Source organism: Rhodococcus antarcticus (assembly GCF_026153295.1).
Classification (GTDB): domain Bacteria; phylum Actinomycetota; class Actinomycetes; order Mycobacteriales; family Mycobacteriaceae; genus Rhodococcus_D; species Rhodococcus_D antarcticus.
Genome location: NZ_CP110618.1, coordinates 29,911 through 54,865 on the forward strand (window position 1 = coordinate 29,911; position 24,955 = coordinate 54,865).

Genomic DNA, 24,955 nt, shown 5'->3' on the forward strand with positions numbered 1-24,955 from the left:
GGTCACGGTGCACGACAACCTGACGCCGGGCCTCGACGTCCGCCAGCTCGACGCGGCAGGCAACCCGGACACCACCACGACGGTCATCAAGGGCACGGCGACCACCCAGCTCACCGACACCGTCGCGCTGACGCTGCCCAGCCCGCCGTCGGGCCAGGTGAGCGTCCAGATCACCCCGGCCGACGCCAAGGTCCGGCTGTCCAGTGCGGACTCGCGGTTCAGCCTGGGCGCCGTGGTCGGCGGCGTGCAGACCTACCTCGTCACCTTCACTGCCGGCAGCTGGAACACCCCGCTGCTGATCACGGTGGCCGGGGTCGACGACTTCCGCCGCACCGACCCGCACTACACGACGCTGGTCTTCGCGGTCGTCACCGCGCAGACCGCCGACACCTCGTACTACGGGGTGACGTCGAACCTGGACGTCCTGGTCATCGACGACAACACGCCCGGTGTGTACGTCGCCCAGAGCGGCGGGTCGACGCTGGTCAGCGTGCCGCAGGCCGGCCCGCCGGCTGTGCCCGGCGTGAGCGACACCTACACGGTCCGGCTCACCTCGGCCCCGACCGCACCCGTCAGCGTCGGCGTCGTCGGCGACGGCCAGACCACCGTCGCGACCGACCCGACCTGCGGCAGCACCGCGGCCTCGATCCTCGGCAAGGTCTGCCTGGCCCCGGTCGGCCGGCTCGCGTCGCTGCCCCTGTTCACCGGCAACGTGACGATGTCGGGTCACACGATCACGCTGGCCACCGGCAGTGAGCTCGGCAGCTTCCTCTCCGACGGGTTCGCCGCCGGCCAGCTGCTGCTCATCGGCGGCGGATCGGTCTGCAGCACCGCGGCGACGGCCTGCGTCATCACCGGCGTCACCGCGACCACGCTGACCGTCGCGAACGCGTTGCCCGCCGGCATGTTCAGCGGCCTGACCTTGAGCAAGGTGACGCCGGCCGGGCTGTTCACCGGGCCGGTCACCCTCAGCGCCGGGGTGCTGACCCGCACCGACGGCGGGAGCTGGCTCGACAACGGCTTCCTCGAGGGCCAGCTCGTCCAGATCAACGGCCAGCTGTACAAGATCCAGTCGATCTTCGGTGCCGGCCTGTCGCAGATGAGCTTCACCGCCACCGCCACCGCGATCCCGGCGATCGTCGGCGGCACCCTGTCGCTCACCGAGTTCGCCCCGGTCGTCACGTTCGACCAGAGCAACTGGTGGGTCCCGGTCGCCGTCACCGTGTCGGCCGACGCCGGTTTCGTCCTGCCGCCGGGCCGGGCGAACCTGCTGACCTTCCCGAAGCAGCCCCACCTGCTCTCGGCGATCCGCGGTCCGCTCCAGGTCGACGGCGGCACCGGTGGCGAGCACAACTCGCTCAACCCGGCGGTGCTGCGGCCGGCCGAGATCAACACGCCGCCGTTCGGCATCGGCCAGCAGCCCTCCGAGGCCCGCCAGGTCGACGTGCTGAACGTCTACGACGACGGCAGCCGGCAGAACCAGACCGGCACCCTGACCTCGACCGGCCTGTCCGGCTTCGGCATGGGCCCGTCGGTGACGTTCCCGGGCACCACGGCCTTCGGGGAGCCCAACTCGTTCCCCGGTGGTATCAGCTACGCCACCATCACCGTCGACGCCAACGGCAACGTCGTGACCAGCGCCTCGAAGACGACCATCGAGGTGCTGAACATCCTGCTCGGCCAGGGCAACGACACCCTGACCATCGCCAGCACGATGAACCCGGGGCCGGACCAGGCCGTCGACGACAAGCTGCCGACCGGTATCGCGGCCCTGCACGGCGGGATGACCCTGGTGCAGGGCGGCGGCAACGCGCTGCTGGAGGTCCTCGGCTCGTTCACCGTCGGGTCGCACACCCTGACCCGCGCCGACGGGCTCGACTGGGCGAGCGACGGCTTCGCGGTGGGCCAGGAGGTGACCGTGCCCGGGTACGCCCTCGGCGGCTTCACCATCACCGGCCTCAACGGCTCGGTCATGACGCTGTCCGGGGCGGCGTTGCCCGCGGGCACGATCACCGGCACGGTGTCGGTGTACGACGCGCTGTCGGCGGCCACCGGCTACATCCGCATCGGCGGGGACCACATCACCGTGCTGGCCGGACCGGGGCAGGGCCTCGGCTCGCCCGGCCCGCAGTCGCCGCTGGTGATCTACGGCGACACCTCGCAGGACGGCATCTGGTACTCCGGCGACCCGAACGAGCAGGCCGGCCACGTCTTCGGCCCCAAGCCGACCATCGAGCCGGTCGGCAACGACCCGAACTTCGTCTTCCCGCTGGCCCAGCCCTTCCAGTACTCGGGCAACGACGTCATCGACGCCTCGGCCCTGGACGCCGCCCTGACCAGCTCCCAGCTGCCCACGATCGGCGTCACGGTCTACGGCGGCGGCGGGGCCGACACGATCATCGGCAGCCAGACCGGGGACGTGCTCGCCGGCGGGTCGGGCAACGACACGATCTACGGCCAGCGCGGCCAGGACCTCATCTACGGCGACTCCGGGATCAACGTCGACGTGCTGACCCGCGTCGTCACCGTCGTCACCGTCAACTCCAGCGGGCTGCCCAACGCCGACACCCTGTTCGCCGGCCACGACATGATCCAGGGCGAGGGCCCCGGTTCGGCGCCCAGCACGGCACCGAACAACACCGACAACCAGGACGTCATCTTCGGCGACCACGGCCAGGTCGTGCAGGACGTGCAGACCGTCCGGCAGTGGCTGCTCGACGGCGACCCGAACTCGGCCACCTTCATCGCGCAGGACCTGCGCCCCCAGGCCATCCTGACCACCGGGCTGCTGGAGTCGATGGCCACCGTCGTCCCGCAGAACGGTGTCAGCGACACCATCGACGGCAACCTGGGCAACGACATCATCTTCGGTGGCGGCGGCGGGGACACCCTGGCCGGCAGCGAGGGAAACGACCTGATCTTCGGTGACTTCGGCTCGGTCAGCTGCGTCCAGATCGGCACCGCCCCGGCGGCCGGCGTCACCGACCCGGGCTGCCGGATCGACGCGAGCCTGCTGCCGTTGAACGTGCCGCTCAACGACCACACCTTCACCTGGACGTCGCTGTTCACCCAGGCCAGCTCGAACTGGGGCAACGACCTGATCACTGGTGGCGCCGGCGACGACATCCTCATCGGCGGCGCCGGCTCGGACCGGATCAGCGGCGGCGCCGGCGACGACGACATCATCGGCGGCAACACCGGCCTGGCCCTGGCCGGGATCGCGAACTCCGGCGGCGCGGGCGGCGACAACGCCGGCGTCGACTACAGCGGTGGCCACGTGGCCTACGGCGACGTCTTCGACAACACCGGCGGCTCCGACGGCCCGCACAGCGCTTGCGTCGCGGCGTCGTGCACCTACGGCGACTACCTCGACGGCGGCGCCGGCAACGACGTCATCGCCGGCGACAACGCGAACATCCTGCGGACCGGCAGCACGGTCAGCGCCCGCTTCCGCGTCCTCACCGGCACCAGCATCCTCAACACGGCCAGCGGCGCGAGCAACATCGCCGGCAGCAACGTCGACGGCACGACCGTGCCGTGCGCCTGGGTTGACGGCACCGGACTGACCCAGCTGACCTGCCGGGCCGACAGCTACGGCTACCAGGCCGACCCGAACGGCGTGTCCGTCCGCTACATCACCCTGTTCGACCAGAGCTTCACCCCGCCGGCCGGGACGTACTCCGACTCGAACATCGCCGGTGGCGCCGGCAACGACGTGCTGTTCGGCCAGCTCGGCAACGACTGGATCCAGGGCGACGGCTCGGTCATCACCGACACCGGTCAGGTGAGCATCGACGTCCAGACCCGGGACACCGTCACCGACCCACGCCAGTCGGTGGAGAACTACGCCGGCCCCGGCACCGACGGCGCCGACTACATCGAGGGCAACGGCGGCAACGACGTGCTCTACGGCAACCTGGGCCAGGACGACCTCGTCGGCGGCAGCTCGAACATGTTCGGCCTGATCACCCGCGACCAGCGCCCGGACGGCTCCGACACCATCTACGGCGGCGCCGGCACCCGCACCGGCATCAACAACCCGGGCGACCTCTCCGCGCAGGGCCACGCCGCCGACGCCGACGTCATCATGGGCGACAACGGCGACATCTACCAGCTCGTCGGGGCCAACGGCAGCCCGCTCGTCGACGCTAACGGCCAACAGAAGCAGGCCCTGGCCTTCCTGCGCTTCAACTACGACAACTACAGCCCCATCGCCTCGATCATCCCCCGGTCCTACAGCTACCTCGACTACACGGTGGGCATCCAGGGCGCGTCCGACATCGGCGGGGCCGACCTGATCCACGGGGAGGGCGGCGACGACGTCATCCTCGGCGAGACCGGCTCGGACGTGCTGTTCGGCGACGGCCAGAACGACACGATCATCGGCGGCACCGGCAACGACCGCATCTACGGCGGCGCCGGGGACGACGCCATCCTCGGCGACGACGGCTACTACAAGACCAGCCGCAACGGGCTCACCGAACCCCTGTGGGACCTCACCACGCCCAACGCGACCAACGTGCTGCAGGCCATCCCCGGCCCCTACACCCAGGCGACGACCTTCCAGGCCGGCGACCTGTACAACGAGGCGCGCCTGCTCGGCTACACCGCCGACCCGACGGTTGCGGGTGCGGCGAGCTACGCCGACATCATCTACGGCGGCCTGGGCAACGACTGGATCCACGGCGGCGGCGGCGACGACGCCATCTCCGGGGCCGAGGCGCTGCCGTTCTACTACAGCGACATCGCCCAGGCCTCCATCCTGGCCCAGTGGGGCATCGACCCAACCAACCCGCTGCTCTACAACCCGAGCACCACGAAGTTCGCCGACTACAACGCGGCCGACCCGTGGTCGAAGATCTACGACTGCACCAGCGGCCAGAAGGACATCGGGCTGACCGGCACGTGCGCCAGCGGGCAGAAGGTCGACTTCTTCCTCAACTTCACCCCGTACCTGCTCGACCCCAACGGGATGCCGGTCCATGACGCCGCCGGCAACGCCATCAAGAGCAACGACGGCTGCGACATCATCTACGGCGACAATGGCAACGACTGGCTCGTCGGCGGCACCGACACCAACTGGCTGTTCGGCGGCTTCGGCGACGACCTGCTCCAGTCGTCGCAGAACCTCGAGACCGACGGCGAGCACAACAGGACGCCGGAGGCCGCGACCTGGTCGGACCCGACGTTCGCCTACGGCGGCGCCGGACGCGACGTGCTGATCGCCGACAGCGGCCGAGCCCGGATGTTCGACTGGACCGGCGAGTTCAACAGCTTCGTCGTTCCGTTCAGCCCCTTCGGGTCGCCGGTCGTCAACCGCACCTTCAGCCCGGCGGTCCGCGCCTTCATCCGCGCCCTCGCCGATGCCGGCGGCGAGGACCCGACCTTCGTGCCGAACAGCCCGCTCGACGAGCTGGCCCTGTCCACCCCGCAGGACTCGTTCTGGCACTCCCAGCACGGCGCCCCGCGCGACCCCCAGCCCGGCAACGTGCCCGGCGTGCAGATCGACTACCGCGGCCTGGTCGACCTCGGCGCCGGCTGCCCCTGCAACCCCGGCGACGTCATCGTGGTCAAGGGTGCGGTCAACGCCGCCGACCCCCTGCACCCGACCGCGGCCGAGGACGCCGAGGTCCCGCCCGGGGCCGTGCTGGCCGTCTCGGCGGCGCTGCGGCTGACCTACCTGGTCACCAACCCGGGCCTGGTCGCCCTGAAGATCACCTCGATCGTCGACGACAACGGGACACCGACCACCGCCGACGACGTCACCCCCGTCTACGTCTCGGGGGACACCAACGGCAACGGTCTGCTCGACCCGGGCGAGACCTGGCTCTACACCGCCGTCGGCGTTAGCGGCGCACCCCAGACCGTCACCGCCGGCGGCCACCTGGACACGGTCACCGTGCAGGGCTACGACGCCGCGACCAGCGTGCTCGTCGGCTCCGCCGACCCAACCAGCTGGACCGGCACCCTGCCGCTGCTCCAGATCGGCAAGGACATCAACGCGGTCGACCCGCTGCACCCGACCGTCACCGAGCAGGCCGACACCACCGCGACCGCCCCGCACCTCGCCGCCGGGTCGCCGGTCGTGTTCACCTACCGGGTGTCGACGACGTCGACGACCCCGCTGACCGTCGGCCAGCTCACCGACGACAACGGGACGCCGGGCAACCCGGCCGATGACTGGCACCCGCTGCCGGTGCTCACCACCTACCTCGGCCAGCAGTACAACGTCGGGGACACCAACCACGACGGGCTGCTCGGGGCCGGCGAGGTCTGGCTCTACACCTCAGCCGGTGTCTCGGGCATCTCGACCGCGGCGCAGTCCGGGTGGTACAGCAACATCGGCACCGTCTCGGCCGTCACCGCGGACGGCCACTCGTACATGGCGAGTAACCCCGCCTCCTACGACGGCACCACCCCCACCGGCGCCGGGGCGCACGTAACGCTGCACACGGCGGTGAACGCGCTGAACCCGAGCACGCCCACGACCTCCGAGGACGCGAACACCCCACCCGGTGCCTACCTCACCACCGGTACGGCCGTCATCTACACCTACCTCGTCGTCAACGACGGACTCGTGTCCCTCACGTCGGTCTCGGTCAGTGACGTCACCAACGGGTTCACCCCGAAGCCGGTGCTCGGCGCCGGCGGGTTCAACGTCGGCGACACCAACACCAACAACCTCCTCGACCCGGGCGAGACCTGGCTGTTCACGTCGACCGGGGTGACGGCGCTCACCGCCGGTAGCGGGCTGCACCCCGACACGTCGTCGGTCACCGCGACGCCGGTGCCCGCCTCCCAGACACCCGTCGGCTCGACCGATCCGACCTACTACACCGGCGTGGTCGCCGCGATCGAGGTCCAGAAGGCCGTCAACGCTGCCAACCCGACCTCACCGACGCCGGCCGAGGACGCGAACAACCCGGCCACCCCGTACTACGTGAGCGTCGGCGCGCCGGTGGTGTTCACCTACCTGGTCAGCGCCCCGACCGGGCTCGTGGTCCCGGGCTCGTCGATCGTCATCACCGACGACAACGGGACGCCGGGCACGACCGCCGACGACTTCCACCCGACCTACGTCAGCGGCGACACCAACAGCAACGGCAGCATCGACAACGGCGAGGTCTGGCTGTACACCTCGCCGGTCGGCCCGGCTCTGCCCGGCGTGTACTGCAACACGGTGTCGGTCATGGCGACCGTGAGCGGGGTCGGGCAGCGGGGGCAGGACCTCGCCTGCTACCGGGGCGTCACGGTCGCGGTCCAGATCAAGAAGGCCACCAACGCCGTCGATCCGCTGCACCCGACCGTGCTCGAAGAGGGCGACAACACCACCAACCAGCTCGTCCTGGCCGCCGGCACCCCCGTGACCTGGACGTACCGGGTCACGAACCCCGGAACCACGGCGGTCCTCATCACCGGCATCACCGACAGCAGGTCCTTCACCCCGACGCCGGTGCTCGGCGCCGACGCCGTGCACAACGTCGGCGACACCAACAGCAACGGTCTGCTCGACCCCGGCGAGGTGTGGATGTACACCTCCGCCGGTGTCGCGACCTACACCGTCGTGGCCGGCCAGTTCACGTCCTCGGCCACCGTGACCGCGGTCGAACCACACCTCGGCACGGCCGCGACGGCCTCCGACGTCAGCGACCACCTGGGTGCTGTCCACCAGGTCACCCCGGCAGTGACGATCGTCAAGGCGATCAACGCCCTCGACCCGCTGCACCCGACCACCGTCGAGGACGCGAACACGCAGCCGGCGAAGGAGCTGCTGATCGGCCAGCAGATCGTCTGGACCTACACCGTCACCAACACCGGAAACGCCCCCGTCACCATCACCGCCCTGGTGGACGACAACGGCACCCCGGCCAGCCCGGGTGACGACTTCACCCCGACGCCGGTGCTCGGCGCCGACGCCGTGCACAACGTCGGTGACACCAACCACAACGGCCTGCTCGATGTCGGTGAGACCTGGCTGTTCCGGGCCACCGGGACCGTCGGCGCCGGCTCGTACGTCAACACCGCCCGGGTCACCGTCGTCGAGCCCACGACCGGCCAGATCGCCGACGCCAGTGACATCGCCGGCTACTACGGCCTGGCGGCTGCGCAGGGCCTCAGCCCGGGCTACTGGAAGAACCACCCCACCGCCTGGCCGACCGCCGCCGGCACCCCGATCTTCTCCACCACCCAGCTCGTGTCGACCATCTTCGGCCCGCTTCCGGCGCCACAGGCCTCAGAGACCCTCCTCGAGGCGATCGGCACCGGCGGCGGCGGCATCAACGCGCTCCTGCGACAGGCGATCTCGGCGTTGCTCAACACCACTAGCGTGCTCATCGACTACCCGTTGACGGCGAGCGCCCTCATCGCGGCCGTCAACGCCGCACTGGCCAGCGGTGACCCGACCCAGATCGACAACCTGCAGACCACGCTGGCCGGCTGGAACAACCTCGGCGCCAGCCTGACCCCGCCGGCCAGCGCGCTCCCCATGTCAGCATCGCCGGGGCAAGCACAGCCAAGAGCGAAGCCGGGAAGACCGCGGTGAACCCGACCTCCGCCCCGGCCGGGGGACCGTTGTAGGAACGGTCTCTCTTGCCTGACGCGCGGGCCCGTAGGGCCGGCGGCAAGGTGCCGTGAGATGACCAGGACACGCAACGATGTGGCGAGGAAGAACGCAGGCGATCAGTCGGCAGAAGCGCGGGCTGCGGTGGAGCTGGTGCGGCCGGCCAAGGAGCGAGGTCTGTCCATGACCGGCCCGGACGGGGTTGCGGAAGGAGCTCACCCTGAGCGTGCTCGAGACGGCGCCGAACGATGAGGTGACTGAGCACTTGGGGCAGGAGAAGAGCCGGGTGCCACCGGGTCAGGTATCGACCATCAAGCGGAACAGGGCGGGCCCGCAACGGCTGGAGACCTTCGCGGGAGGCACCCCGGGGCGTCCTCGTCAGTGCAGCTCGCCGTAGATGCGCCGCTCACGGCCGGTTGTGAACACCGCGCAGGCCCGACGGGGCCTGGCAGCGGCTGGGGCGCCTGCGGGCTGACCCCCATCAGACGTGCCGCTCGCGACCGGGTGGGGACCGCGGCGTGGTCTGGTCCGGATGCGCGAGGACCCCGGAGGTATTGGCTTCCGGGGTCCTCGAGCACGAGCAGCTGGGTGATCAAGCGTGCAGGTGGGCATCTTGTGGGTGACCTCGGCGTCGTGCGGGGTTCTGTCTTCCCGTCGCGCAGGCCCACGGCGGCGGTCTGGCCAGGCGCGCAAGGCGTGGGTGCCGGACTGCTCGTGCTGGGAACCTCGGCCGGGGGGAGGGACCTTCGCTTCCGGTCCAGCCGTGGCCTGTCGGGGCTCCGTGACAACAGTTCTGCGCTGTGACCCAGGTCACGACAAGGGTGGTCGTGGTGACCGGTGACCACGTGTTGCTGGGGCAGTCACGGTTTACCCGAGGTCGGGGCCGGATGCGTCATGACGTGCGATGCCGTGCCCCTGGGTGACGGGTCCGGAGGTGTCGGTGGGGTTGGGGTCTGCCGCGGTGGGGTCGGTGGGGGAGTCGACCTGGTCGGGGTGCAGCGAGGTCAGGGCGACCTGGATGACCCCACCGGCGAGGTCGGTGAGGATCGCGGTGCCAGCAATGATGGAGTGAACCAACCATGGTCGTTGTTCGCGGCTGCGCAGGACGGTGGTGCCGGGGAGGGGGAGGTGGCCCTCGACCTCGGTGGTGTGGACCACGGTGAGGGCGGTGCTGTCGGCGGCCGCGGCCCCGACCGCGGCCGTCAGCGTCGGCGTCATCGGTGACGGCCAACGTCACCAGCACGGTCAACAGCCGCTCGCCAGGTTTCACGGCTGCAGTGTCCTCCGCGTGCGAGCGACCAAGGCGGCGAACCCGGGCGGAGCTGCCAGCTGGGCGCCGCCGCTGTCCACCGACGCGCATTGCCTGAGTCCGGGGCCGAACTGGAGAACCCGACAGTCGGGCCGGGCTGGTGCACTTTCGCTGGGTTGCGGAACGCGGTGAGGGCTCCCGTGCGCTCCGAGCGGATGGCGCGACGCCCGAACCCGCTGTCGAGACTGGTGTCGCCGCCAGCACTCGGTGCTAGCCGGCGGGACGCGCGAGCAAGCAGTGCCACAGACGAGCGGTTGTGAAACACCCCGCGAGCCCCAACGGCACCCCTCGTGTCGCCGACCCGGTGGCCCGCGGCGGCTACGCCGCTCAGGGCTGGTTCTGGCCTACGCCCCACCCGAAACGGTGCTCGCGGCGGGGTGGGGAGGGATGGGTGCAGAACTGGTGCCCGAAACCCCTGTGTCGTAGATCCGTCCGGCGTTGAGTTGTGGAACTGTGTGTCCTCGTGGGTGAGCTGTTGGGGTACGCGAGGGTCTCGACCCTCGAGCAGGACGCTGCGTTGCAGCACGACGCTCTGAGCGCCGCGGGGTGCTTCCGGTCGTGGACCGACACCGCGTCGGGGTCGCTGACCGACCGGCCCGAGTTCGGGTCGGTGATGGACGCGCTGCGCCCGGGGGACACCCTGGTGGTGTGGCGGCTGGACCGCCTGGGTCGGTCGTTGCCGCACCTGATCGAGACCGTCCGGGGTCTGGCGGAGCGGGGGATCGGGTTCCGGTCGCTGCAGGAGGCCATCGACACCACCACCCCGGGGGGCCGGTTGGTGTTCCACATCTTCGGCTCGCTCGCGGAGTTCGAGCGTGACCTCATCCGGGAACGCACCATGGCCGGGCTCGCCGCCGCGCGCCGTCGGGGCCGGGTTGGGGGCCGGCCCACGGTGATGACCGCGGCGAAGACGAAGCAGGCCCAGCGGATGGTCACCGCCGGTACCCCGCTGACCGAGGTCGCCGACGTCCTCGGGGTCAGCCGCACCACCCTCTACCGCCACCTCAAGACCCAACCCGCCATGACGCCGGCGGCGGCGGCCGCACCGACGCCAGTGGTTGCGGTGCCGCCCGTTGCTGCCGGCGCGGGGCGGTCGTCGCGGGCGTGTCCGTCGTGTGGGCTCGAGCCGAGCACCCGGGCGGAGGCTGCACAGCTGCGCGCCGATCTCGCGGTGCGGTGGCTGCACCCGGACCCCACCACCCCGGGTGCGGTGGTCGAAGCCCGGCACTGCCGGTCGTGTCACCCGAGAGGCCAGGTGGTGGACGTTGAGTGCACCCGGTGCGGGGACGGCCCGATCGTGACCGGGGTTCTCGCCGAGGACAGCACACCGGGGTCGGTGGCCTACCCGGCCCGCCGTTGGCTGGTGGCCGCCGGGTGGAGCACTGCCCTTGAGCTGGTGTGTCCCGAGCACTGACCCCCCACGGCGAGATCGTCCGGTGTGGTGTCAGCGTGCGTGGGCGGCGAAGCGAGGGGTTCCCGCTCGGTGGAGCTGGTCGAGGACGTCGGCGCGGGTGACAGCCGGGTTGTGTCGGGCTTCGACGATGTCGAGCAGGACCTGCTCGGCGAGCAGTGGTTCGAGGTCGAACTGGTCGAGGAGAAAGTCGTCGGGGTGGGTGGCGACGAGGTTGAACCGGGCCAGGGTCTGCTCGGGGAAGTCGCGCAGGTTCGCGGTCACGATGGCGTCGGCGCCGCCGACGATTGCGGCGGCCAGGACGTGGCGGTCGTCGGGGTCGGGCAGGGTGAGGCTGCTGACGATCTCGTCCCACCCGGTGACCGTGGCGTCGGGGAAGAACCGGTCCATCGCGGCGACGCGGTCGTGCAACGCGTCGGCCGCGATTGCGGGGTGCAGGTGGATGAGGGTGCGCTTGGTCTCGGCGAGGATGCTGGGTGACCACAGCGGCCGGTAGAGCCCGGCCTCGGCCAGGCGCAGCAGCATGTCGGTGAGGGTGTACGGGACGAGGACGTTGGCGTCGAGCAGCGCGGTGTAGCGCACGCCGGGGCTCAGCCCCGGACCCGTCGCTGGGGGGCGGGTGTGTCGCTGATCCCGAGCTCGTCGGCTTCTCGGGTCAGGTTGTCCAGGACCGCGCGGCGGGTGTGTCGCTGGCGTTGCTGGTAGTCCAGGACATCGGTCAGGCGCACACGGCGGTGACGTCCCGGCTGGGTGTAGGGGACCTCCCCTCGCTCGAGGATGGCTACCAGGGTGGGGCGGCTGATCCCGAGCAGGTCCGCCGCCTGCTGGGTGGACAGCACCTGCTCGTGGGGTGCGATGGTGATGGCGCGTCCTTCGGCCATGGCCTTGGTGACGTCGAGCAGGACCGTGTAGATCTCCGCCGGCAGCGCGACCCGGTGCCCACTGGGTGCCTCCAGCACTGCGGTCGTGGACCCCTCCTGCAGCTGGGCGAGCAGCGCCTCAACCTGGGTGTGGTCCTGTGGCGGCAAGGTGGTGCGTGGTTCGAGCTCGGCGATGCTCATACCCCGAGAATGGCACAAGACGAAAGAAACGCAACAGGGTGGGGGTGGATGCCGCCCACAGAGTCAGTGGCACCAACGTGCCTGCGCTACAGAGATCCCGGGTGCGAGTCGCGAGGAGGAACCCTGTTGGCCGCGGGGTGGAGCATCGCCCCGGAGCTGGTCTGCCGTGGGCACTGACGGGGCTGGTGAGAGCGCTACAGACTGCTACCCACAGCAGGACCGGAACCGACGGGGTGGTGGGGTTCATGGTGGCCGCGTGGGGCGCTCACTCCACGACCATCGTGAAGCGCTCAACGAAGAACATGGCTCAGTGGACGGGCGGGGCAGGGTGCGTCAGGGTGCTGGCGGGTGTGGGGGCGCTGGCGGGTGTGGGGGTGTTGACGAGCTGGTGCAAGGACTGACGCGACACCTCCTCGAGCTCGACGGGGTCCACGATGCGGGTGACACCGTGTAGCCGTAGCCGGTGTTGCACGACGACGGCCGCGATCGTGGGCAGGCTCAGCTTGTCCCCGAACTCGCTGAACAGGGCTTCGGCGACGTCGGCGCATCCGCGTTCGGCCATCGTGTGGTGCTCCCTAGGTAGAGGGCGTTCCTGGTGGGTGGGTGCAGAGCAGTCAGGGGGTGGTGTTGGGGGCGTAGTACTCGACGACCTCGTCGCGCAGGGGCCCGGTGACGGGCTGCTCGGTGCTCACGGTGCGGACGGCGAGCCGGATATGTTCGACGGGGACGATCTCGGTGGTGATCACCGGGCGCTCGGCGTGCAGGACGATCTCGGTGCCGGCGTCGACGTGGGTGCCGTCCGGGGACCCCAGCGGGGGGAACGGGTCCTGCGTTGGGTCCACGGGCACGCCATCGTGGACGGCCTCGCGGTCGAGGACGTACTCCTCGTGCCGCAGGGTGACGGTGATGGTGCGCTGCTCGGTGACCACGACCTTGCGCAGCCGGGCCCGACCGGTCACGACCGTCTCGGTGCCCACCCGCAGCTGCTCCTCCGACCGGGTCAGCACGACCTCGTCCGAGCTGCCCGACCGCTGAACGTCGTCGTCCTGCCTCGTGGGGAGGTCGGGTGCTGCTGGGAGGTCCAGGGCGGGGCATCCGTGGGCGGGGGTGGCGGGGTCTGGTGCGGGGGAGTGGTCGGGGTTGCTCACCGCCCGGTCCGACGACCGAGGGTGGTGGTCAGGCCACGGACGATCTGGGTGGGGCGCTGCTGCTCACCCTGCTGGGCGCCGAGGACGACGATCGCTGCGGTGAGCACGGGGGTCACCCACTGCAGGACCTTCAGCTGCTTCTGCGCGGCGGCCACGTCGGGTGGGGTGGTCGCGGAGGGCTCGGTCGCGCCGGTGACGTGGTGGCCGTCGCCCTGCGCGGTCTTCGCGCCGAGGATGCCGCTGTAGGCGGTGGTGCCCAGGGCGAGCCCGGTGACGACCAGCTTGGTGACGGTGTTGGCGCGGACCCCGGCCTGGTGGGCGGCCCGGCCCCGGTTCGCCAGCAGGAGGCCGGTGCCGCCGAGCAGGTGTGCGCCGATGGCCGCGGCGTTGACCGGGGCCCACTTCGCCCAGCCGGCGGCGGCGACCTTGGCCCGGTCGGTGGGGTCGGCCACGGCCGCGGCGGCCCCGTTGACTCCGAGTGCACCCATGAGGGAGCCCCCGAACCAGGCGGCGGCACCGAGGTCGTGCATCGAGCGGATCAGGGTGTTGCGGGGGGACATGGCGGTTCCTTCCGAGCAGGGGTGGGGTCCTGGGGGTGGGCCGTGGACGTCGGAGGTCGGAGGTGGGGCCGACGGGCAGGTGCGGGGTGCCTGGTCGGCCCCCGCACCTGCCCGTGCGTGTGGTGGAGCGGGTGGGTCAGAGGCCGAGCTTGGAGCCGATGCCGCCACCGGCGCCGCCGAGGAGGTCGGCGGGGTTGACCCCGAGCTTCTCGAGCAGGTTCTTGTGCTCGTCGTTGTCGGTGTCGACGGTGTCGGGCAGCTCGTTCTGGGCCTGGTCGGCCTTCTCGCCGCCGACCTTGGAGCGGATGAGCTCGATGACCTTGTCCTTGGGGATGTTCACGGTGTGGTCCCTTCGATGTTCAGCTCGCACGGCGACGCGCGAGCTGGGGTCCGCCTGCCCGGGTGGGTAGGGGGGTGTGTTCGGGGGGCTCGGCGGCGGCAGGGTCGACCTCACGGTGATGGCGCGGTGCGAGGGGGGCCGAGCACGCCGGCGTTGTGCGGCCGCGTGGGCCACGAGGGGGTCAGCGCTGGCTGTCGCGGTGACCGGTGGTGTGGTCGTCGAGCTCGACCTGCTCCTTGCGGACGGAGTCGGTGACGGTCTCCTGCCCGGTGACGGTCTCGGTCCCGACCTTGATGCGCTCGACCGGGACGGTCTCCTTCTCCACGACGGGCCGCTCGGCGTGCAGGGTGACCTCGTGCTGCTCCTCGGTGATGTCCGCCCCGTTCAGGGCGTCACCGCGGGTGGCCTCGGTGATGGGCTCCCGCTCGATGGTGACCTCCTCGTGGGACACCGGGACGGTGACGGTCTGCTGCTCGGTCACGACGTGCTTGCGCAGCCGCGCCCGCCCAGCCTCCTCGGTGCGGGTGCCGACGTTGAGCTGCTCCTCCGACCGGGTCATGGCCTGGTCGGTGTTCGGGCCCGACGTGTCGTGGCCCTGGGTGTCTGTGCGGTCGGTGCGGGTGTCGGTGCCGCCGACAGGACCTGCGGTGGCGTCGGCCTGGGCGTCGACCATGCCGTGGCTGTTCGGGTCGGTGTGGCCGCTGCCGGTGTCGGTGGCCTGGTCGCGGCCGCCCGACATCCCGTAGTAGGTGTAGAGCTCGTCCTCCTCGGCGGGGGACAGCTCACCGTCGGCGTCGACGCGGGGGGCGTCCTTGATCTTGTCCTTGTCGAAGGGGACGTGGACGTCCCCGCCCTGCACGGTGGCCCTGGCCAGCGGGACGAAGGAGGCCTTGCCGCCGAACAGGCCGGTCTTGACGGTGACCCACTCGGGCTCACCGGACTCGTTGTCGAGGTAGACCTGGCCGACGGAGCCGACCTTGTCGCCAGCGGTGTCGTAGACGTGGCCAGCGGCGATGGTGTCGATCTCGTTGACGCTGATCATGGATCTGTCTCCTTCGTGAGGTGACACGGTGGGTGTGCGGTGCTGTGCGGGCGGGGCTCCGGTGGGGTCGCCTGCTGTCAGGGTCCGGTCCTGCGACCGGCGGGGGTCCTCAGTTGCGGTGGGCGCCGGGGAACGTCTCGGTCGGGGTGTCGTCGGCGTACCGGTCCTGGGCCTGGTTGCGGGCCTTCTGGGCCTGCTCGGTCACCGAGGGGGCGTTGGCGGCGTGCTCCTTGATGCGGGGAGCCTCGGACTCGGCCTTGCTCAGGTAGCCCTCCCACCGCGACGCCATGGGCTTGATCAGCCCACCACCGACACCGACGACGAGGATCCCGCCGATCGTGGCCAGGACCGTGATGAGGATCGGGGTGGTGACGGTGGTGGCCACGTTGATCTGGTTGAGGGCGGCGATGATGCCGAAGCCGAGGATGAACACCCCGGCGATGGTGCCCAGGGTCTTGCCGTAGGAGAGGCCACCGAGGGTGTTGGCGATCAGCTCACGGACGGCGGCGGCGATCGCGGAGGCCACCACGATGATGATGATCGCGACGATGAGCTTGGGCAGGAACGCGATGATGCTCGCGAGCAGCTGGGTGATGGGGTTGGCCGGGAAGACGCCGAAGGCGAGCTGCAGGACGAACAGCAGCAACGCGTAGTAGATGATCTTGGCGACGACGTCGGAGGCGTCGTACTTGCTGTTGGCCAGGGCCTTCTTGACCCCGCCCCGCTCGACGGCCTTGTCGAAGCCGACCCGCTCCAGGATCGCCGACAGGGCCTTGCCGATGGCCTTCGCGATGAGGATGCCGACGACCAGGATGACCAGGAACAGGACGAGCTTGGGAACGAACTGGGCGATCGTGCTCAGCCCGTTGTCCAATGCGTTGCGCATCAGAGTTTTCTCCTTCGTGTGGGTCTGGGATGGGAGGTGGACCTTCGAGGTGGGGGTGCCCGCCGTTGGACGCCCACCGCTGGCTGCGGGCAGTGTCGTTCTGCCGGGGACGGTGACCGTTCCGGCGGAGCTGGGGTGCTGCTCGAGGCCTCTGGGGGTCGGGAAGCCCAGGTCGGTTGTCAGCGTTTGCGACGGTGTCCGGGTGGTCGCGGGAGCCACGGCGGGGGTCCGTCACAGGTGAACAGAACCGGGGCCGACGTCCGTGGCGCGCGCTCTGTTTGGACGCACCACCTCAAGATCCTTACGAGGCAAGACTGAACCACACCGCGGGTTGGTGGTGCACAACGAAGCAGGCCCCCGGTGCCGGTTCTCGGCGGTCCCAGGGGCCTGAAGGTCAACCAATTCTGGTGTGGATCTACACGCGCACAACGCGTTCAAGGCGGGTCAGAAGATTTTCCAAGGATTCCTCGAACTCGTCGGCGGTGTGGTCCTGGGCGAGCTCGGGCTCCAGACGTTGCAGGTGGGGGTAGCCGTGGAGGTCAGCCCGGTCGGCGGTGCCGGGGTCGGGCTCCCCCACCGGTCCGATGTCCACCCCGTGGGCGCTGACCTCGAGCAGGAGGTGGCCGAGCAGGAAGCTGGAGAACGCCCGGTAGGCGGCGACGGACTCGCCGTCGTCGAAGCCGCAGTCGCTGAGCACGGTCAGGAACGACTCCATCCACCGCAACGACCGCAGCGGCGGCTTCACCCACGGTGCGGCCGAGGGCCGGGTGCAGACCAGGGGGAACACCTCCGGGTGGGCCAGGGCGATGCGCCGCACCCCGTGGGCCAGGCGCTGGATGTAGGCCTGCCACCCGTCGGGGGCATCCATGTGCACGTCGGGGTCCCCGTAGAGCTCGTCGACGACGCTCTCCACGATCCCGTCCAGCAGGTTTTCCCGACTCGGCACGTAGTGGTACAGCGACATCGCCTCCACCCCCAGACGCTGACCGAGAGCGCGCATCGTCAACGCCCGCAGGCCCTGCTCATCGATCAGCTCCACCGCCGCACCCAGGACGCGACGCCGGTCCAGCTGACCCCGCCCCACCCCGGGCTGCGCTGCGGCGGTCGTCGCCGCAGCCCCACCCCGGCCCTGCGGACTGTCCGGGTCGATGCTCATCGCGTCCTCCTGATGGGTTCGATGTCGATCACCCGCAGCGTGCGGACCTGCCGGGTGCTCGTGGCGGGGGTGGCGGCGGGTGGGGCTCGCTTGCTCCTGCAGCGTGCATACCCCTGCTACCGGGCGGTGGCCAACCGCAGCGGGGGGCACCGGGACACCTCACACCGATCCGCCCCCCGCGCGACGGTGTGTCACCCTTCCCGAGTGTTGGTGCTCAGCGGTGTCCTGTTCCCCATCCTGGGCATGACCGGGCTCCTGCTGATGGACCGGGTGGAGTCCCGCCTCCACCGGCCCACGACGACCCGGCCGGGACCCGCCGGTGAGGTCACGGTGCCCGGTGCAGCGGTGAGTCCGACCCAGCCCTGAGTCCGACCCAGCCCTGAGTCCGACCCAGCCCTGAGTCCGGCCCGAGCTCATCCAGGCCCCTGAGCGCGGAACACAGCTAGGGAGCCTGGTCCGGCTCCGCTACCGGTGTTGGGTGCCGTGGGCGGGGTGGGGCCCTGGGTTGTCGAGGTCCTCGGAGTAGGGCACGGGGTGGTTGTGGCCGCGGCCGGTGAAGTCGTCGTTGAGGGCCTGGGCGAGGACGTCGTGCTCGTAGTCGGACACCGTGCGTTCCCCGCGGAGGACTTCGGTGAGCTCGGCGGGGCTCATGGTGCCGCCCAGGGCGGTGTAGTCGACCCACAGGGTTTGCAGGTCAAGCCCGGACATGGCCAGCCCGGCACGAAGGACGGCCGCTGAGGCGGTGAGGTCGCTGGTGGTGTCGCCGTTGGGGCGGAGGGGACCGGTGGACACGGCAGCCATCGTCGCCACCTCAGGGGCGGGCGTGCAACTCGAACGGGCCCCAGCCGGTCGTGGTTCACCCACCGGGGGGGTCTTTGGGGTTAGGCCTGTCCGGTGTGGGCGGTGATGAAGGCTCGGGCGACGGTGTTCAGCTTGGTGTTGGTGTTCTGGGACTCGGTGCGCAGCATGGTGAAGGCGGTGTCGCTGTCGCAGTGGTGGAGGGCCATGAGGATGCCTTTGGCCTGCTCGATGGGGGCCCGGGTGGCCATGGCTTCCTGCAGCTGCCTGGTGTGAGTCGCGGCGGCGGTGAGCAGGCGATAGTCGGTGATGGCGCGGGTGGCGTGCTCGACGAGGAGCAGCAGCAGAGGGTCGTCGTCGGGGCCGAACCCGTCGGGGCTGTCGCTGTAGAGGTTCAGCGCCCCGAGGGCGGTGCTCCCGGTGCCGAGGGGGGCGGCGAGGAACGAGCGGACCCCGGCGTGTTCGGAGTCGGCGGTGAACTGGGGCCACCGGGCTCGGCTTGTGGCGACGTCGACGCGGACGAGGTCGCCGCTGCGCATGGCGTGCAGGCACGGTCCGTCCCCGGCGGCGTACTGCGACTGGTCGATGACCAGGGTGCGCTTGTCGGTGTGGGCGATGGTGACCGGGGCACCGGTGTCGGTGTGCCCGGTGATCCCGGCGTGGTCGGCCCCGCCGATGGTGCGGGTGGCCAGGCCTGCGCACCGGTCGAGGTACTCCACGAGCTCGTCCTCGTCGTGCGGGGTCCACGCGAGGTTCGCGACGATGTCGGCGACCTCGTGGGGGTTCTTGCTGACCGCGTCGTGGATGGTGCCGCTCTGCACGGGTGCGGGCGCAGCAGAGCTGGGGTGAACCAGGGGGCTGGGGTCCATGGATCGAGAAGATAAGCCGTACGTCGTACGTGCGCCACCGGTGTTGTCGGGGTGAGTACCGCCGGGCAAGGGGGCCGCCCAACGCGCACCTCGCTGCAGACGCCACGGACCGGCTGGTCGCCGCCGGCTGGGCCACTGCCCCGAGCTGGTCTGCCCCGAGCACTGACCGGTACGGGTGGTTGCGCAACAGCCTGTTGCGCACACGGCGCCGACCAGGGTGGTGGGGGTGGCAAGGGAGGATGAGGTGGTGACCGAGCCTGTGGTGCCCGAGGTCGGGCGGGTGCCTGTCGGGTATGGCGAGCTGCTGGAGCTGGTGAAGGGCGAGGTGCAGGCGGCCCGGGTGCAGGCGGCCCGGGTGGTGAACACCGAGCTTGTCGTCCTGTACTGGCGGATCGGCACCCTGATCCGGCAGCGGAGGGCCGAGCAGGGGTGGGGCACCAAGGTCGTCGAGCGGCTGGCGGCGGACCTGCGGTCGGAGTTCCCCGGCATGCGCGGGTTCTCCCCCCGCAACCTCGTCTACATGCAGACCTTCGCCGGTGCGGTCGAAGGGCCAGTTGCGCAACAGGCTGTTGCGCAACTGCCGTGGGGTCACGTCACGGTGCTGCTGGACAAGCTCGACGACCCGGGGGAGCGGGACTTCTACGCCTCCCGGGCGGCGTCATACGGGTGGTCGCGGGCGGTGCTGACCCACCACATCACCACTGGTTTGCACCGGCGGTCGGGGGAGGTGGTGACGAACTTCTCGGCCACCCTGGGTGCGGAGTCGGGCCTGGTCACCGAGATCGTGCAGGACCCCTACAACTTGGACTTCCTCGCGTTGGAGCCTGGGTTCACCGAGCGGCACCTCGAGGACGCTCTGGTGGCTAGGTTGACGCACTTCCTGGCCGAACTCGGGGAGGGGTTCGCGTTCGTGGGCCGGCAGTACCGGCTCACCGTCGACGGGGAGGACTTCTTCGCCGACCTGCTGTTCTTCCACCTCGGGCTACGCCGCTACATCGTCTTCGAGCTCAAGGTCGGAGCAGCGGCACCCGCCCATCTGGGGCAGCTGAGCTTCTACGTCAACGTCGTCGACGACCTGATGCGCCGCCCGGAGCACGACGACGGCCCCACCATCGGGATCCTGCTGGCCGCGACCCGCAACGACGTCGTCGTCGAGTACGCCCTGCGCGGGTTCGACACCCCGCTCGCTGTCAGCACGTACCGGACGACCGCGGCCCTACCCGATGAGGTTCGGGCTGCTCTGCCGTCGGTGGAGGATCTCACCGACGTCGTCCGCCACGCCCGCGACGAACCCCCCGCGTCCAGCTAGGACACGAGCGCGCGACGCCCGTTGCGCAACTCGACGTCGCCGCCACCCTCACCGGGCCCACCTCCAGGCCGACTTGTGCGAGGGGCCGGCCTGCGAGGGAGGGTCGTGGGGGCGCCTCCCTCGGTGTGTCTCAGTTCCCTGGAAGTGAGACATCCCGGGCAACACCGCACGACGCCCCGTCACCGGTCAACCCTGCGGACAGGGCTTACGGGGACCGGGGTCACTCATGACCCTCTGAGCTGCCGCGGTCCCGGTTCGGATTCCTTCACTGCGACGGTTGCCGCGGCCCAGCTCCCGACCCGCGGCATACCCGGCCCACGAAGTCGGACCTACAGAGCATCGGTCCGGCCTCCTAGGGGGCAGGCTTTGCGGCTTCGATCCTGGTGTCAACGGGATCCGTGTGACAGGGTTACGCTTTCCGTCATACGCCACCACGGAAGGAAGTCGCCATGGCAGTCCTGAACATCCGAGTCGACGACCGGGTACGCGACCAGCTGAAGGAGCTGGCCGACGGCCACGGCGTGACAACCAGCGAGTACGTCCGCGATTTGCTCATGGAGGCACTCGTGCCCGTCTTCGAACGCGAGGTGGAGCACGGCGACGAGCCCCCGGCCGAGACCATGCGGATCGTCGACCGACAGGTGCTCTCTCTGCTGCACCGAATCCTGGGCCGTGTGCTGCCGGAGGAGACCAACGACGTCGACGGAGACCTGGAGTACCAACTGATGCGGGCGAAAATCCTCGAGGAAGGCTACGCAGGCGAGTACTGGTACGAGACCGCGGGCTTCAGGACGGAGTTGTCCAAGCGCGACTGCAGCCGGGTATTGGACATCCTGCAGATGTTCCGCATCACTACCTACAGCATCAGCCACCTGGAGAGCGAGGGGACGCCCGTCGCCGAGAAGCTGGCCCACCAGCTTGAGTTTCGGGGCTTCGACCACAACGACGCGCTCGAGGGGCACATGGCGGGCTACGTCGGATTCCTGATGCGCGACGGCGAGCGCTGGACCGAACTGCAGCCCCACCTCGAGCGAAACGACGGCGGCAACTCGCACATGCCCATGCTCGACACCTACCTGCGGATGCTCTCCGAGTTCCGCCGCATCATGGATGGCCGCGAGCGGGGAGTTAGCCGCCTCGACTATCTCTTGTCGCTCGGGGAGCTGGAGCGGATCGCAGATGCGCGGGTCCACCCCTCCCACCGGACCTCGAAGAGCTGACCGAGTGGAGGGGTGCCTGGGGTCGCAAGGCCGCAGCCTGCTCCGCCGCTCAGTCGCCAGCTGCCTCGTCCGCTCCAAACGCCACGGCCTCGTCGCGCATGCCCTCCAGAATCTCGAGATTGCGCAGAACGATGTCGGGTTTGTAGGTATGGGTTGGCTTCAGCCGAGACATCCGCTCGAGCACCTCCTCGTCGGTCAGGTGGTCCAGCCACGCCGCGATCTGCTCGGCACTCAGGGAGCCGTCCATCTGGCCGAGCGTGTCGACGATGTCGATCCGGACCGACGCCGCGCCCAGGCGCTGCTTGTGCCGGTCGGATGCCGACATGGTCGACCCCGCCGAGATCGCGCGGCGCTCGTCGACGTGCCCGACAGCAATGTCGTAGCGCGTCGGCAGTTCGGGCCTGGGCGGCTCCAAGCCAGTGACGAGGCGCGGCACTGCCTGGGTGCGGACCCAATGGGAGATCTCCTCGAGCTCCTGCATGAGCACCGGCCACGTGTCCGTGCCGGGCCGGTTGATGCCGATCGTCGGAAAGAGCGCGACCGGCACACGCGTGCCGAACGGGGTCTCCGCGATTACGTCCCCCACCCGCAGCGGCACCTCGGGCCGCGGCGGGAGGCTGCGGACCGAGCGCGGCATCTGGTCCTCCTTGTACATGGCAGCGATACGGACCGCCGTGACCGCTGGAGTCCGGTGCTTCGCATGGTTCGTGTGGAGGACGAGGCGAGCCAACGGGTGGTTCTCAGCGTCCTTCCGGTTAAAGGGCTGCAGCCCCTCAATTCGCTTCACCAGGTCGCTGCCGGGATGCAGCGAGGCGGGCCCGTTCTTCACGCGGCCCTTCGCCCAGGACTCGAAGTCCTCGGCCTTGCGGGACGCCGGGATCTCGACCACGCGCGCGGCCTTCTCGTCCAGGGTTCCGTCGCGGAACTCGACCTCCGCGAACAGAGCGTGCTCAAGCGCCGCTCGGAGCGCGACTAGCGCATCGGCGACGAGCAGCGGGACCTTCCGCGGGATCGGGGCCACATGCGTCACTACGGTCCGCGTGTTGGGGAAGGCGAGCTGCTCCTCGAGCTCAAAGGTTCCATCGGGCCGCGTCTGGTAGGCGAAAAGCACGTCGGCGACCTGGCCGACCAGCTCATCCACGTGCGACAGGGTCGCGGCCACACCGAGCTGGTGGTCGGGCAACCAGTGGTGCACCGAGTCCTTCACGACGGAATCCTAGGCGACGTGCGCATGTGGCGCCGAGGTCGCCGGAGGACCCTCAAAGTGGCCGACTCGACCCTGTCGGACCCGTTCCCTGCTGCCAGGCGCGCCGGTAACCGGCACCGACATCGTTTGACCGCAGACATTGGGTGCGTCGTTCCGCCGCCATCGACGCGCTCCCATCGACCGATCGGTAGCCGGGACGGTGACGCGGCCTTGTCGGGGCGGCGATGACACGTCGGTTTCAGCCGGTGACCCGTCGTACGCCCTGGCCGCGTTGCTCGAGGGCAGCTAGTCGGGCCCCGATCGCTGTCGCTGTCGGGCCTTTCGCTCTGCGGGGGTCGGGTGGGAGCTGGCCGCGCCGGAGAACCCGGTCAGCGTCGTGTAGGTGTCGAGCGTCGCCAAGGAGTCGGTGGCGGCCACGTCGGTGGCGTAGTCGTCGGTGGCGTGTTCGTACCGGCGGTGGTGGCCTCTGATGAGGAGCTGCCCGAGGAGAAGACTCAGGATCGTCGAGCCGGCCAGCAGCGTCCCGCACACCAGGGTGGTGAGGAAGACGGTGCCGTGGTCCCGGGCCATCGACGTACCAACGAGCACCACAGCGACGGCGGCAACGACGAAGGGCGCGACCGCGGCGCGTAGGGAGTCGGCGCGGTGGTGGTGGTTGAGGTGCCGATGCCCGAGCTCGTGGAGCGGCACACCGTGGGCGACCGCCGACGTCGGGTCGTGGTGTGCGGCGAACACCGTGCCGATGTGGATGGTGTCGGTGGGGGTTACCACGCGCAGCTCGCCGAGCCCTTCTCCCACGTGACGTTCCGTATGGGGGTCGGCTGACCGACCTCGACCCGGGCGGCCTGCACCGCCTCACCCCATGGTCTGAGGCCGACGTCCATGTGTCCTACTGGTGGTCGTCGGTGGTGTGGTGCTGGGGCCCGGTGGGTGCTTCCGCGTCACCGGGTGCTCCGCGCTTGCGCCGCGGCCCCGCGGGAACGACGAGCCCGGCGTTGCGTAGCTCGGCCGCGGTCCACCCCCCGGCGAGGGCGTCGACGTGCGCAGCGCGAGCCGCCTCAGCGGCAATCTCCTGAGCAGCCTTGGCGGTGGCGACGGCGGCACCGGCGCGGCGGTGGGCGTCGATGGCGTCGCCGAGAGTGGTGACGAGTGCGATGCGCGCCTGAAGCATCGTCTTCGCCGCGGCGGCAGCGGCAGCCTTGCCGGTGGTGGGCTGTTCGGTTTGGGTCATGTGGTCCCCCGCTGGTGTGTGGAACGGCAAACCGTGGCCCGCCGTCCTCCCCGTATGAAGCCGATCCTGAGCAGACGAGCCCGGGTCCAGGGTGGCCCGCAGGGTCATTGCGCAGCGACGCCGTAGGCGCCCTTGATGCGGGCTCGTCTGTGCGGACTCTACCGGCGCGGGGAGGTCGTCGTGCGAAGACGAGCACCCTCGTACTTACCACTGGCCTAGTGCGCCATGCTGCGCCGCCGGGGGCATCATATCACGGAGCAAGATGTCACAACAGACCTCCTAACGTCGGCGTGGCCCTGGCCTGGGGCCTGGGGGTGGGTCACACTGTGTGTGAACGCTGCGCTAGGCCGACGGACGAACCACCCCGGCTGAGCGGTGACACGAGGGTGGGGCCGGGCAGTGCCGAACGAGACGGGGGACCGTGATGGTGACCAGGGCGGGGTTGCGGCGGCGGCGCGCTGAAGGTGGCCGCTCCCACCGGGTGTTGGTGCGGTTCACCGATGAGGAGCTGGCGTGGGTGACGGCGCGGGCGGAGGGTGCCCGGCGCACGGTCCCGGCGCTGCTGGCCGACCTGGCGTTGACCCCGGCCCAGGGGCCGGTGTTGGACCCGGCGACGGCGAGGCATCTGGTGATGGAGGTGTTCGCGGTGCGGCGGGGGTTGGAGAAGGTGGGGCGCAACGTCAACGACATCGCCCGCTTCGCCCTGGGCACCGGGGAGGTTCGGGGCAACGCGGCGGCGGTGCTGGCGGCCCTGGGGCCGGCCCTGGACCGCCTGGATGCGTTCACCGCCGAGGTGGGTCGGCACTTCCCTGGGCAGGAGCTGCCCCGGTGATCGCGGGGGTCTGCCG

General features: G+C 70.3%; 21 protein-coding genes and 1 pseudogene. 7 read left to right on the forward strand and 15 right to left on the reverse strand.

Annotated features, from left to right (window positions below; all coding sequences use genetic code 11):
- Positions 1-1,972 precede the first annotated feature (1,972 nt).
- Both RHODO2019_RS19095 and RHODO2019_RS19100 read left to right on the forward strand, forming a co-directional pair.
- Complete coding sequence (locus RHODO2019_RS19095) at positions 1,973-8,542, forward strand: hypothetical protein (protein WP_265385171.1); 6,570 nt, start codon at positions 1,973-1,975, stop codon at positions 8,540-8,542.
- Positions 8,543-8,635: 93 nt separating this feature from the next.
- A pseudogene (locus tag RHODO2019_RS19100) lies at positions 8,636-8,840 on the forward strand (IS256 family transposase); the annotation flags it as partial.
- A 587-nt stretch (positions 8,841-9,427) separates the two neighbouring features.
- Here RHODO2019_RS19100 and RHODO2019_RS19105 read toward each other — a convergent pair.
- Complete coding sequence (locus RHODO2019_RS19105; RefSeq protein ID WP_265385143.1) at positions 9,428-9,778, reverse strand: hypothetical protein; 351 nt, start codon at positions 9,776-9,778, stop codon at positions 9,428-9,430.
- A 554-nt stretch (positions 9,779-10,332) separates the two neighbouring features.
- Between RHODO2019_RS19105 and RHODO2019_RS19110 the strand changes: the two genes are divergently transcribed.
- The gene (locus tag RHODO2019_RS19110) at positions 10,333-11,283 is read left to right on the forward strand and encodes a recombinase family protein (RefSeq protein WP_265385144.1); all 951 of its coding nucleotides are present in this window, start codon (positions 10,333-10,335) and stop codon (positions 11,281-11,283) included.
- A 30-nt stretch (positions 11,284-11,313) separates the two neighbouring features.
- Here the strand turns inward: RHODO2019_RS19110 and RHODO2019_RS19115 are convergent, their stop codons facing one another.
- The 9 genes from RHODO2019_RS19115 to RHODO2019_RS19155 all read right to left on the reverse strand — a co-directional run bounded on the left by RHODO2019_RS19115 (position 11,314) and on the right by RHODO2019_RS19155 (position 17,473).
- Entirely contained in the window at positions 11,314-11,862 is a 549-nt protein-coding gene (locus RHODO2019_RS19115) for a PIN domain-containing protein (RefSeq protein ID WP_265385145.1), read from the reverse strand.
- 8 nt (positions 11,863-11,870) lie between these two features.
- Complete coding sequence (locus RHODO2019_RS19120; protein WP_265385146.1) at positions 11,871-12,341, reverse strand: helix-turn-helix domain-containing protein; 471 nt, start codon at positions 12,339-12,341, stop codon at positions 11,871-11,873.
- 307 nt (positions 12,342-12,648) lie between these two features.
- Positions 12,649-12,903, reverse strand: a complete 255-nt coding sequence (locus RHODO2019_RS19125) for a hypothetical protein (protein WP_265385147.1) — start codon at positions 12,901-12,903, stop codon at positions 12,649-12,651.
- A gap of 52 nt (positions 12,904-12,955) precedes the next feature.
- Entirely contained in the window at positions 12,956-13,348 is a 393-nt protein-coding gene (locus RHODO2019_RS19130) for a YsnF/AvaK domain-containing protein (protein ID WP_265385148.1), read from the reverse strand.
- 137 nt (positions 13,349-13,485) lie between these two features.
- On the reverse strand, positions 13,486-14,049 hold the full coding sequence (locus tag RHODO2019_RS19135; RefSeq protein ID WP_265385149.1) for a hypothetical protein: 564 nt from the start codon (positions 14,047-14,049) through the stop codon (positions 13,486-13,488).
- A 136-nt stretch (positions 14,050-14,185) separates the two neighbouring features.
- Positions 14,186-14,389 (reverse strand): hypothetical protein, encoded by a 204-nt coding sequence (locus RHODO2019_RS19140; RefSeq protein ID WP_265385150.1) that lies wholly within the window; start codon positions 14,387-14,389, stop codon positions 14,186-14,188.
- 181 nt (positions 14,390-14,570) lie between these two features.
- Entirely contained in the window at positions 14,571-15,431 is an 861-nt protein-coding gene (locus RHODO2019_RS19145; RefSeq protein WP_265385151.1) for a DUF2382 domain-containing protein, read from the reverse strand.
- Positions 15,432-15,540: 109 nt separating this feature from the next.
- The gene (locus tag RHODO2019_RS19150; protein WP_265385152.1) at positions 15,541-16,317 is read right to left on the reverse strand and encodes a mechanosensitive ion channel family protein; all 777 of its coding nucleotides are present in this window, start codon (positions 16,315-16,317) and stop codon (positions 15,541-15,543) included.
- A 415-nt stretch (positions 16,318-16,732) separates the two neighbouring features.
- A complete protein-coding gene (locus RHODO2019_RS19155) occupies positions 16,733-17,473 on the reverse strand; it encodes a TetR/AcrR family transcriptional regulator (RefSeq protein ID WP_265385153.1) in 741 nt (246 codons plus the stop codon).
- A 204-nt stretch (positions 17,474-17,677) separates the two neighbouring features.
- On the opposite strand from RHODO2019_RS19155, the gene RHODO2019_RS19160 reads away from it, so the two are divergent.
- Positions 17,678-17,839 carry a hypothetical protein gene (locus tag RHODO2019_RS19160; RefSeq protein ID WP_265385154.1) on the forward strand — a complete coding sequence of 54 codons (162 nt, stop codon included), beginning with the start codon at positions 17,678-17,680 and terminating at the stop codon, positions 17,837-17,839.
- A gap of 99 nt (positions 17,840-17,938) precedes the next feature.
- Here the strand turns inward: RHODO2019_RS19160 and RHODO2019_RS19165 are convergent, their stop codons facing one another.
- Entirely contained in the window at positions 17,939-18,265 is a 327-nt protein-coding gene (locus RHODO2019_RS19165; protein WP_265385155.1) for a hypothetical protein, read from the reverse strand.
- Positions 18,266-18,354: 89 nt separating this feature from the next.
- Positions 18,355-19,140 carry a GAF and ANTAR domain-containing protein gene (locus RHODO2019_RS19170; RefSeq protein WP_265385156.1) on the reverse strand — a complete coding sequence of 262 codons (786 nt, stop codon included), beginning with the start codon at positions 19,138-19,140 and terminating at the stop codon, positions 18,355-18,357.
- Between the two features lie 247 nt (positions 19,141-19,387).
- Between RHODO2019_RS19170 and RHODO2019_RS19175 the strand changes: the two genes are divergently transcribed.
- Together RHODO2019_RS19175 and RHODO2019_RS19180 are read left to right on the forward strand one after the other, a co-directional pair.
- On the forward strand, positions 19,388-20,449 hold the full coding sequence (locus tag RHODO2019_RS19175; RefSeq protein WP_265385157.1) for a PDDEXK nuclease domain-containing protein: 1,062 nt from the start codon (positions 19,388-19,390) through the stop codon (positions 20,447-20,449).
- A 449-nt stretch (positions 20,450-20,898) separates the two neighbouring features.
- On the forward strand, positions 20,899-21,669 hold the full coding sequence (locus RHODO2019_RS19180) for a YfbU family protein (RefSeq protein ID WP_265385158.1): 771 nt from the start codon (positions 20,899-20,901) through the stop codon (positions 21,667-21,669).
- A 49-nt stretch (positions 21,670-21,718) separates the two neighbouring features.
- Here RHODO2019_RS19180 and RHODO2019_RS19185 read toward each other — a convergent pair whose 3' ends face one another.
- From RHODO2019_RS19185 to RHODO2019_RS19195, 3 genes are all read right to left on the reverse strand, one after another.
- Positions 21,719-22,876, reverse strand: a complete 1,158-nt coding sequence (locus tag RHODO2019_RS19185) for a hypothetical protein (protein WP_265385159.1) — start codon at positions 22,874-22,876, stop codon at positions 21,719-21,721.
- 285 nt (positions 22,877-23,161) lie between these two features.
- Complete coding sequence (locus RHODO2019_RS19190) at positions 23,162-23,647, reverse strand: M48 family metalloprotease (RefSeq protein ID WP_265385160.1); 486 nt, start codon at positions 23,645-23,647, stop codon at positions 23,162-23,164.
- Positions 23,648-23,765: 118 nt separating this feature from the next.
- Complete coding sequence (locus tag RHODO2019_RS19195; RefSeq protein ID WP_265385161.1) at positions 23,766-24,107, reverse strand: hypothetical protein; 342 nt, start codon at positions 24,105-24,107, stop codon at positions 23,766-23,768.
- Between the two features lie 481 nt (positions 24,108-24,588).
- Here RHODO2019_RS19195 and RHODO2019_RS19200 point away from each other — a divergent pair, with 481 nt between their 5' ends.
- Positions 24,589-24,939, forward strand: a complete 351-nt coding sequence (locus RHODO2019_RS19200; protein ID WP_265385162.1) for a hypothetical protein — start codon at positions 24,589-24,591, stop codon at positions 24,937-24,939.
- Positions 24,940-24,955 lie beyond the last annotated feature (16 nt).

Excerpts from the sequence above, each read along its gene's own strand:
- RHODO2019_RS19180 (WP_265385158.1), top strand. The coding sequence starts at position 20,899 with ATGGCAGTCCTGAACATCCGAGTCGACGACCGGGTACGCGACCAGCTG.
- RHODO2019_RS19095 (WP_265385171.1), top strand. The coding sequence starts at position 1,973 with ATGACGCTGTCCGGGGCGGCGTTGCCCGCGGGCACGATCACCGGCACG.
- RHODO2019_RS19170 (WP_265385156.1), bottom strand. The coding sequence starts at position 19,140 with ATGGACCCCAGCCCCCTGGTTCACCCCAGCTCTGCTGCGCCCGCACCC.
- RHODO2019_RS19105 (WP_265385143.1), bottom strand. The coding sequence starts at position 9,778 with ATGACGCCGACGCTGACGGCCGCGGTCGGGGCCGCGGCCGCCGACAGC.
- RHODO2019_RS19120 (WP_265385146.1), bottom strand. The coding sequence starts at position 12,341 with ATGAGCATCGCCGAGCTCGAACCACGCACCACCTTGCCGCCACAGGAC.
- RHODO2019_RS19195 (WP_265385161.1), bottom strand. The coding sequence starts at position 24,107 with ATGACCCAAACCGAACAGCCCACCACCGGCAAGGCTGCCGCTGCCGCC.
- RHODO2019_RS19125 (WP_265385147.1), bottom strand. The coding sequence starts at position 12,903 with ATGGCCGAACGCGGATGCGCCGACGTCGCCGAAGCCCTGTTCAGCGAG.
- RHODO2019_RS19145 (WP_265385151.1), bottom strand. The coding sequence starts at position 15,431 with ATGATCAGCGTCAACGAGATCGACACCATCGCCGCTGGCCACGTCTAC.
- RHODO2019_RS19135 (WP_265385149.1), bottom strand. The coding sequence starts at position 14,049 with ATGTCCCCCCGCAACACCCTGATCCGCTCGATGCACGACCTCGGTGCC.
- RHODO2019_RS19155 (WP_265385153.1), bottom strand. The coding sequence starts at position 17,473 with ATGAGCATCGACCCGGACAGTCCGCAGGGCCGGGGTGGGGCTGCGGCG.
- RHODO2019_RS19150 (WP_265385152.1), bottom strand. The coding sequence starts at position 16,317 with ATGCGCAACGCATTGGACAACGGGCTGAGCACGATCGCCCAGTTCGTT.